Source organism: Pseudorhodobacter sp. (assembly GCF_030452865.1).
Taxonomy (GTDB): Bacteria; Pseudomonadota; Alphaproteobacteria; order Rhodobacterales; family Rhodobacteraceae; genus Pseudorhodobacter.
Window position 1 is genome coordinate 1 of record NZ_JAKDLJ010000129.1, and the last position, 8,459, is coordinate 8,459.

Consider the following 8,459-nt stretch of genomic DNA (forward strand, 5'->3'; position numbering starts at 1 on the left):
TCGGCGGCCAGGGCGGAGTCGGTGATCTCGCCGTCGTCGTTCTCGAGTGCGGCCCCCGGGGTGGAGGTGATCGGGCCGGGGGCCGGGTTGCAGGCGGCGGATGCGCTGCTGGTGCGGACTCAGCCCATCAGCGCGCCGGATGTGGCATTGTTTCGCATGATTTCCAAGCATGGGGTCGGGGTGGACAATATCCCGATGGATGCGGCAGCGGCGGCGGGGGTGACGGTGATGAATACACCGGGGGCCAATGCCAATGCGGTTGCGGAACAGGCACTGATGCTGATGCTGACGCTGGCGCGCAACCTTGACGGGCAGCGGCTTGCAGTGGGGCCGGGAAAATCCGCTCCGCGCGTGCCGGGTCTGGAAGGGCGGCACTTGCTGATCGTGGGTTTTGGTGCAAGTGGGCGGCGGTTGGCGGGCATCGCCAAAGCGGTGGGCATGGCGGTTACCGTCCATTCGCGCGATTTGAAAGCGGCACGTCATGCGGGCTTTCCGGTTGCCCCCGACTTGATCGAAGGGCTGGCCCATGCCGACGTGTTGAGCCTGCATTGCCCGCTGAACGAGACGACGCGCGGGATGATAAACCGCGCGGCGCTGGCGGCGTTGCCGCAAGGCGCATTGCTGATCAATTGCGCGCGGGGCGGGTTGGTGGACGAACCTGCCTTGATCGCAGCGTTGCAAAGCGGTCATCTGGGCGGGGCTGGCCTTGATGTGACGGTGGCGGAGCCTTTGCCACAAGGAGATCCGCTGCGCAGTTGTCCGAATGTGATCCTGACGCCGCATGCAGCGGCACTCTCGGACGGTGCATTTCGCCGCATGGGGGTGATGGCGGCACAGAATATCCTCGATTTCCTCGCCGGGCGACCGAAGCCGGAAGTCACCCTGTTGTCACGGGCCTGATGGCGCCGTCAGGGGCGGGGGGCCAGCCCCCCGCACTTGCCTCGCTGCGCAAGGCAAGCTGCATTGCGGTGCAAAGCAGCGGTCCCCCCGAGGTATTTTTACCAAGATGAAGTCGCAAAGGTCAGGGGTTGGTAGCGAAAAGCGCCGTCGTCGCATCAAGGAAGCGGTTCCGGGTCGCGGGGATTTCCATCATGATCTCATGCTCCGCCTCCGGGACCATCGTAAGCGTGGCAGATGACCAATGCGCCATGCGCGCGTGGATCGCGGCAGGGTCGACAATCCGCTCCGACTCACCCAGAAAGCAGATCGCGGGCAGGGGTGGCGCGGCAAGGGTGCGCAGTGCGTGGCATTCACAGAGTGCTGCGTTCAGCCATTGCAGGCTTGGGCCACCAAGCGTGAGTTCTGGCTTGCTGACCGCCTGCGATTGCAGCCAGCCAAAGGTTTCCGGGTCGCGCGTCAGCATGTTGCCGGCAAAGCCTGTCGCGTTGACATAGGTTTGCGGTCCGGTGCCGGGGGCGTAGCGCAGACCCATACCGAGATGCGCGCCGACCACGGCGATCAGCCGCGCGATCGGGCCAAGGCCGGGCGCGAACTGGATGCCCCACATCGGCGCGGAAAACGCGGCGGCCTTGATCTGCAACCCGTTCAGCAACGAACGCAGGGCGATGCAACCGCCCATGGAATGGCTGACGAGGTAGCTTGGTTTCGGCAAGCCAAGTTCATCCAGTTTGGCAAGAACGGCTGCCAAGTCTTTTTGATAGCTATAAAATTCCTTGACATAACCCACCATTCGATCCAGCCTTGGCCGCTCCGTCAGCCCCTGACCGCGCCAGTCGATCACCACGGTTGCATGACCGCGCGCGGCAAACGCTGCCGCGATACGGCCATATTTCTCAATATATTCGGTGCGGCCCGGAAATAGCAGGATGCTGCCTTTTTCCGCCGCCTGATCCTGACTTGGCCAATGTGCCATGCGGATGCGCACCCCGTCCGCCGTGGTCAGCCACCATGCGCGGCCCCCTGCGGGGCCCTGTGCCAGATCGTTGAACAGAGGTGCGTCCGCTATCACGACAGGCTGGACGCGAGTTTCATCGCCATGCCCATGGAGCCGTCAACCGATAGTTTACCGGTCATGAAAGCGGTGGTCGGATTCATCTCACCATCGAGAATCGCCTGGAACACGTCGGCATCGGCGGTCAGCGTGACATCGGCGACATCATCGCCCGCCCGTACGCCATTTTCGTCGATCATGATGGCACCTTCGCCATTGATCATGAATTTGGCAACACCATCAAAGTTCTGCACCTTTTCGCCCAAAAGAACGACTGCCTTGTCGATTACTTCGCTCATTGCCAAGCTCCTGTATGTTGTCATCAAATTGAACGCGAGGATATGGCTTTTCCCGCGTCATAGGCTACATTGCCTGTTATGAAACCACAGATGTCATTTCACAATCGTATCGTTGCGGCACTTGTCGCGATTTTTGTGGTTGCGCAGCCCGGTGCTGCTGCAACCTCCGACGCCGATGCGCTGCTTGACAAGCTGCCGCAGGCCGATGCGCCGGAGGCCGCGCGGCTGGAAAAGCAGATTTGGCGCGAATGGTCGAAATCGGGCTCTGCTTCGATGGATCTGTTGTTGCAGCGCGGGCGCGACGCGATGAACGCTGGCGATTATGATGCCGCAATTGAGCATTTGACCGCTCTGATCGACCATGCACCGGAATTTGCCGAAGGATGGGACGCGCGCGCTACGGCTTATTTTCAAAAAGGCGAATTTGGCCCGGCGGTTTCCGATATCGTGCATGTTCTGGCACTGAACCCCCGGCATTTCGGGGCGCTGACCGGCTTTGGCCGCATCTTGGAGGAAACCGATCAGGTGGAGCGCGCGTTGCAGGTCTACCAGGCGGTCCTTGCTATACATCCGCATCTCGACGAGGTAAGGGATGCGGTGGAACGGTTGCAGGCGACTGCGGCCGGGCAGGAATTGTAACAGACTACAGGCAAGACCCATGCGCAGCACCGGGCGGGTCACGGCGGTTCTGGGACCGACGAACACCGGCAAAACCCATTACGCAATTGAACGGATGTTGGGGCATCGGACCGGGGTGATCGGCTTGCCGTTGCGCCTGCTTGCGCGGGAGGTTTATGACCGCTGTGTTGCGCAGCGCGGCCCGAATGTGGTGGCGCTGGTGACAGGGGAGGAACGGATCGTTCCTGAGCGCACGCAATACTGGGTCTGCACCGTGGAGGCGATGCCGCTGGAGATCGGGGCCGATTTCATCGCGATTGACGAGATTCAGCTTTGCGCTGATGCCGAGCGGGGCCACGTCTTTACCGACCGGCTTTTGCGGGCGCGGGGGTTGCATGAAACCCTGTTTCTGGGCGCTGATACCATGCGTTCCGCAATTGCGGCACTGGTGCCGGGGGTGCAGTTCATGGCGCGACCGCGCCTGTCGGAGCTGACCTATGCCGGTTCGAAGAAGATAAGTCGTATGCCGGAGCGCAGCGCAATTGTCGGATTTTCGGTGGAAAACGTCTATGCGATTGCGGAACTGATCCGCCGCACGAAGGGCGGGTGTGCTGTTGTGATGGGCGCGCTTAGCCCCCGAACCCGCAATGCACAGGTTGATCTTTATCAAAACGGCGATGTCGATTTTCTCGTCGCGACCGATGCGATCGGCATGGGATTGAACCTCGATATCCGCCATGTGGCGTTTTCATCGACCGCCAAGTTTGACGGGCGGCGGATGCGCGGGCTTTATCCGCAGGAACTGGCGCAGATCGCGGGCCGTGCCGGGCGGCACATGACGGCGGGCAGCTTTGGCGTCACGGGGGAGGCGCGGCCGCTGCATGATGACGTGGTGGATGCGATTGAAAACCACCGTTTCGCACCGGTGCGCAAACTATCATGGCGCAACGAACAATTGGCTTTCGGTACGATTGAACGGTTGATCGGCGCGCTGGAACAGCATACCGGGGATGAATGGCTGTCGCGGGCGCGGGACGCCGATGATGTCACCGCCCTCAAAGCCCTGTCTGCCATTCCCGAAATCCGGGATCGGGTGAAATCACCGCAGGACGTGCGGCTGTTGTGGGACGTGTGCCGCATCCCCGATTTTCGCGGCATTTCCAGCACTGAACATGCGACTTTGCTGCATGGTATTTTTGATTACCTGCGCCAAGGGCAGATTCCCGCCGATTGGATGGCTGCGCAAATCAACCGCATTGACCGCGTTGAGGGCGACATTGACACATTGTCCAAGCGTCTGGCCTTTATCCGGACGTGGACGTACGTTGCGCAGCGCAAAAACTGGGTTGCGGACGAATCCCATTGGCGCGACGCGACGCGCGCTGTAGAAGACCGCTTGTCAGACGCGCTTCATGCCGCGCTGACCCAACGATTTGTTGACCGGCGCACATCGGTTCTGATGCGGCGGTTGAAGCAGAAGGAGAGCCTTGTGGCCGAGGTGAATGACAAAGGCGAAGTGACGGTAGAAGGTGAGTTTGTCGGGCGGCTGGAAGGTTTCCGCTTTCGGCAGGACGCCAGCGCTTCGGTGGATGAGGCGCGGACGTTGCGTCTTGCGGCGGTGCAGGCGTTGAAGCCGGAGTTTCATCTGCGGTCGGACAAGTTCTATAACGCGCCGGACACGGAGTTGGATTTCACCGAGCAGGGCGGCTTGATGTGGGGCAGTTCTGCCCTTGGCAAGTTGGTTGCAGGCCCGGATGCCATGCGCCCGACGGTGGAAGCGTTTGTCGATGAAGACGCCGGGCCGGAGATTGCCGAGAAGGTCAAGCGCCGTTTGCAGCATTTCATCGACCGCAAGGTGGCGACGTTGTTCGAGCCCCTGCTGGGGTTGAGCCGCGATGAGGCGCTGACCGGCATGGCGCGTGGCTTTGCGTTCCGACTGGTCGAAGCCTTGGGCGTGCTGCCGCGTGATGCCGTGGCCGAGGAGGTCAAATCGCTGGACCAGGAGGCGCGCGGACAATTGCGCAAACACGGTATCCGCTTTGGCCAGTATACGATTTTCCAGCCCTTGCTGCTGAAGCCTGCGCCGACGCGCCTGCGTCTGGTGTTGTGGAGCCTTGCCAATGGCTTGCAGGAGTTTCCTGAAAGCCCGCCACCCGGCTTGGTGACGATCCCGAACATCGCCGATGTGCCGCAAAACCACTACACATTGGCAGGCTATCGCCCCGCAGGTGCGCGCGCAATCCGCATTGACATGCTGGAACGGCTCGCCGATCTTCTGCGCGCCAAGGACAGCCGTGCCGGGTTTGAGGCAACCCCGGATATGCTGTCGATCACCGGCATGACGCTGGAGCAATTCGCCGATCTGATGGCTGGGCTTGGATATCACGTCGACAAGGGAGAGCGGGTGAAAGCCGTAGCGCCTTCATCGGAACCGCCCCCCGGCACCCCTGTTGCCGATGTAGCGATGGACCTGCCGGCAGATCCGGCAGGTGATGCGCCGATTGCGATTGAGGTGACGCCGGCGGTGGACGAGGCCACGGAATTGGGCGTCGACGCGGAAACCGGCGCGCCCGTGGTTCATACAGATGCAACCCCGGAAGATGCAGTGCAGCCGGTGCCGGAAATTGGCGGCATTGATACCCCGCGCGATGATCTGCAAACTTCGGATGCGCCGGATGATGTGTTGCCGGGTGCCGAACCACCTGCGCCCGAGATGGAAAGCTTTGTCACCTTCACATGGGCACCACGCCCGCGTGGCAACAGCCGACCGCCGCGCCGCGACCGCGTTGCGGGCGAGGCTTCGCAACTGCGTGAGGCTGGCAAGCCGCGTGGAGAACGGCCACAAGTGGACCGACCGCAGGGCGACCGTCCTAAAGGCGATGGCCCGCGCCGTGAGGGTGGGTTCAAAGGCAAGGGCAAAGGCAAGCCCGGTGGCAAACCGCCGCACAACAGTCCACAAAAATTCGAGGCGCGCCCGGCAAGGCCCGAGAAGAAAATCGACCCTGACAATCCTTTCGCCGCCCTCGCAGCCTTGAAAGGAAAGATTTAGGGTATTGGGCCGGCGCAAGCAGCAAACGACCGTTGCGGGGGAAGGGCGCGCGACAATTGATACCGCCATGCGCCCCACCTTGCGGCTGGACAAATGGCTGTGTTTCGCGCGGTTTTGCAAGACGCGAGGCATCGCGGCGGAGTTGATTCTCGGCCATCGGGTTCGGCTGAACGGGCAACGGGTGCTGAAACCGGGCCATGCGGTCACGCCCGGCGATGTTCTGACCTTGCGGCACTGCGAAGTTGTCCGTCTGATCCGGGTGCTGGAACTGGGCACACGTCGCGGCCCGGCCGTTGAAGCACAAACGCTTTACTGTGATCTCGATGAAGCGCGGGAAAAATCCTGTGAATGTGATGCGGGACAAACTGGAACCGCATGCCCGCTTGATTGATCGGGCGCGGTGATTTAACCAAGCGCCCTAAGTGCTGCGCACACGAACCGCCCAACGTGCCAAGCACGCGAATCGAATGAGGCCCGCCATGACTTATGTTGTCATCGACAATTGCATCGCCTGCAAATACACCGATTGCGTCGAAGTCTGCCCCGTGGATTGTTTCTATGAGGGGGAGAATATGTTGGTGATCCATCCGGATGAATGTATCGACTGCGGCGTGTGTGAGCCTGAATGCCCTGCTGATGCCATCCGCCCGGATACCGAGCCGGATTTGGAAAAATGGGTGGAATTCAATCGCAACTATGCCGAACAGTGGCCGGTGATCGTGACCAAGAAAGACCCGCTGCCAGGATATGAGGACCGGGATGGTGAAACCGACAAGCTGACCAAGTACTTTTCGGACAAACCGGGTGAGGGCGGGTGAACTCCGAATCGACTGACGCTGCGTCAACCTATCCGCACCGGCCCGCGCCAATCTAGCGCTCTGATTTCAAAGGGGCAGACGCGTTGTGTCTGGAATCATACCCTGTTGGATTTGGGGTGATTCTGTGTTATACAATTGTTATAGAAAACCAAGGACCACCGCACCCAACCGGATGCTGCTTGCCGGGTTGGGCTAATTTCTGGACATGAATCCCGATCGACGGGGCCGTTGTGGCCGCGTGCGGTTTTTTTGTTCCGAACGGTGGATGGCCGCATGAGGAAATGACGTATGACAAAGACCAAGAAGCCTGAGTTTCGCCCCAACGAGTTTGTTGTTTATCCGGCCCATGGTGTCGGCCGCATCATTTCCATCGAGGAACAGGAGATCGCCGGTCTGCATCTGGAACTTTTCGTGATCTCGTTCGAAAAAGACAAGATGACGCTGCGGGTTCCGACCAACAAGGCAACCGAAATCGGTATGCGTTCACTGTCGTCGCCGGACCTGATCAACAAGGCGCTGGATACGCTGAAGGGCAAGGCCCGCGTGAAGCGCGCGATGTGGTCGCGTCGGGCGCAGGAATATGAGCAGAAGATCAACTCTGGCGATCTGTTGTCGATTGCCGAAGTGGTGCGCGACCTGCACCGCACTGATGATCAGCGCGAACAATCCTATTCGGAGCGTCAGCTTTATGAGGCTGCGCTGGAGCGTTTGACCCGCGAAGTTGCCGCCGTGTCCGGGGTGGACGAAAAGGGTGCGCAAAAGACCGTGGATGATGTTCTGTTGTCGCGTGCGGCCTGAGAAGGAGCAAAAATCTGAGAGAATGGCGGTCATTATGGCCGCCGTTTTTTTTCTCCACCTGCCACGGACCCCGAATCTGATCTCGATCGCGGCGGGATGATTGACCGAGGGGGTATTCTGCCCCACAGGCTGCTAGACCAATGGGCATTCTGCCCCCGCAGGCTGCTAGAGCAAGGGGGGCATTCTGCCCCCCTTGACCCCCCTGAGGATATTTTTACAGAGAAGACAACGCAACGGATGCCAGGCGTTAAACCGCGTTGCGAACCGTTGTCTCTTGTCTCGGGCGAGCGCGAATCTCGGTTGAGGTCGGCGTTGCATATGTGACGCGGAATGATTTGGCGGGTGCGGGTGGGAGCCGAAACGCCTTATTCCGCCGCCTCCAGATTGTTGCGGGTTTCGTCCAGATCCTCATGCATTGCGGTGGCGAGGTCGCGCTCAAGCTGTTGCGCGCGGGCGATATAGGCGTCGTTCAGGTGGACCGGTTGGCCCGGCACCCAAAGGGCCGCCAGATCACGCATCGCCGCGCGTTCGACCTTGAAATAGGTCTGGCAGAGTTTTGCGGCCTCATATTCGGTAAAGCCAGTATTTTCCAGTACATAGCGACCGGCTCGGATGGAGCTGTCATAGGTTTCGCGCACAATGTCGCTGGCCCCGGCCTGATACAGAGCGAAGACATGCGGACGGTCATAGGCGCGCGCGATGATGTGCAGGTCGGGGTTGTGCTTGCGGGCGAAGGCCACGATTTTCAGCGCGTTTTCCGGCTTGTCCACCGCAACCACCAGCACGGATGCTTTCGACAGCCCCGCCGCCTCCAGCAGTTCCGGGCGGGTCGGGTCGCCGAAGAAGCCCTTGGCGCCGAAGCGGCGCATCTGCTCAATCGCGCTCATATCGCTGTCCAAAACTACGGTGGAGCCACCGCTCATCCG

At 60.7% G+C, this 8,459-nt stretch carries 9 protein-coding genes; 6 read left to right on the top strand and 3 right to left on the bottom strand.

Annotated features, from left to right (window positions below; genetic code table 11):
- Positions 1 to 900: D-isomer specific 2-hydroxyacid dehydrogenase family protein (locus tag L0H65_RS09380; protein WP_301458611.1), on the top strand; the 900-nt coding region annotated here is incomplete at its 5' end.
- A 121-nt stretch (positions 901 to 1,021) separates the two neighbouring features.
- Here L0H65_RS09380 and L0H65_RS09385 read toward each other — a convergent pair.
- Both L0H65_RS09385 and L0H65_RS09390 read right to left on the bottom strand, forming a co-directional pair.
- Positions 1,022 to 1,873: an alpha/beta fold hydrolase gene (locus tag L0H65_RS09385; RefSeq protein ID WP_301458612.1), complete on the bottom strand. Its 852-nt coding sequence runs from the start codon at positions 1,871 to 1,873 to the stop codon at positions 1,022 to 1,024.
- Between the two features lie 92 nt (positions 1,874 to 1,965).
- Entirely contained in the window at positions 1,966 to 2,250 is a 285-nt protein-coding gene (locus L0H65_RS09390; protein ID WP_301458613.1) for an SCP2 sterol-binding domain-containing protein, read from the bottom strand.
- A 90-nt stretch (positions 2,251 to 2,340) separates the two neighbouring features.
- On the opposite strand from L0H65_RS09390, the gene L0H65_RS09395 reads away from it, so the two are divergent.
- The 5 genes from L0H65_RS09395 to L0H65_RS09415 all read left to right on the top strand — a co-directional run bounded on the left by L0H65_RS09395 (position 2,341) and on the right by L0H65_RS09415 (position 7,533).
- Positions 2,341 to 2,889, top strand: coding sequence for a tetratricopeptide repeat protein (locus L0H65_RS09395; protein ID WP_301458614.1), 549 nt, complete (start codon positions 2,341 to 2,343; stop codon positions 2,887 to 2,889).
- Between the two features lie 19 nt (positions 2,890 to 2,908).
- On the top strand, positions 2,909 to 5,917 hold the full coding sequence (locus L0H65_RS09400) for a helicase-related protein (RefSeq protein ID WP_301458615.1): 3,009 nt from the start codon (positions 2,909 to 2,911) through the stop codon (positions 5,915 to 5,917).
- A gap of 67 nt (positions 5,918 to 5,984) precedes the next feature.
- Positions 5,985 to 6,308 (top strand): RNA-binding S4 domain-containing protein, encoded by a 324-nt coding sequence (locus tag L0H65_RS09405; RefSeq protein WP_301458616.1) that lies wholly within the window; start codon positions 5,985 to 5,987, stop codon positions 6,306 to 6,308.
- An 88-nt stretch (positions 6,309 to 6,396) separates the two neighbouring features.
- Positions 6,397 to 6,735 carry a ferredoxin FdxA gene (gene fdxA, locus L0H65_RS09410; protein ID WP_301458617.1) on the top strand — a complete coding sequence of 113 codons (339 nt, stop codon included), beginning with the start codon at positions 6,397 to 6,399 and terminating at the stop codon, positions 6,733 to 6,735.
- A gap of 288 nt (positions 6,736 to 7,023) precedes the next feature.
- Entirely contained in the window at positions 7,024 to 7,533 is a 510-nt protein-coding gene (locus L0H65_RS09415; RefSeq protein ID WP_301458618.1) for a CarD family transcriptional regulator, read from the top strand.
- 365 nt (positions 7,534 to 7,898) lie between these two features.
- Here L0H65_RS09415 and L0H65_RS09420 read toward each other — a convergent pair.
- A partial coding sequence (locus tag L0H65_RS09420) for an NAD-binding protein (RefSeq protein ID WP_301458619.1) occupies positions 7,899 to 8,459 on the bottom strand: 561 nt, incomplete at its 5' end.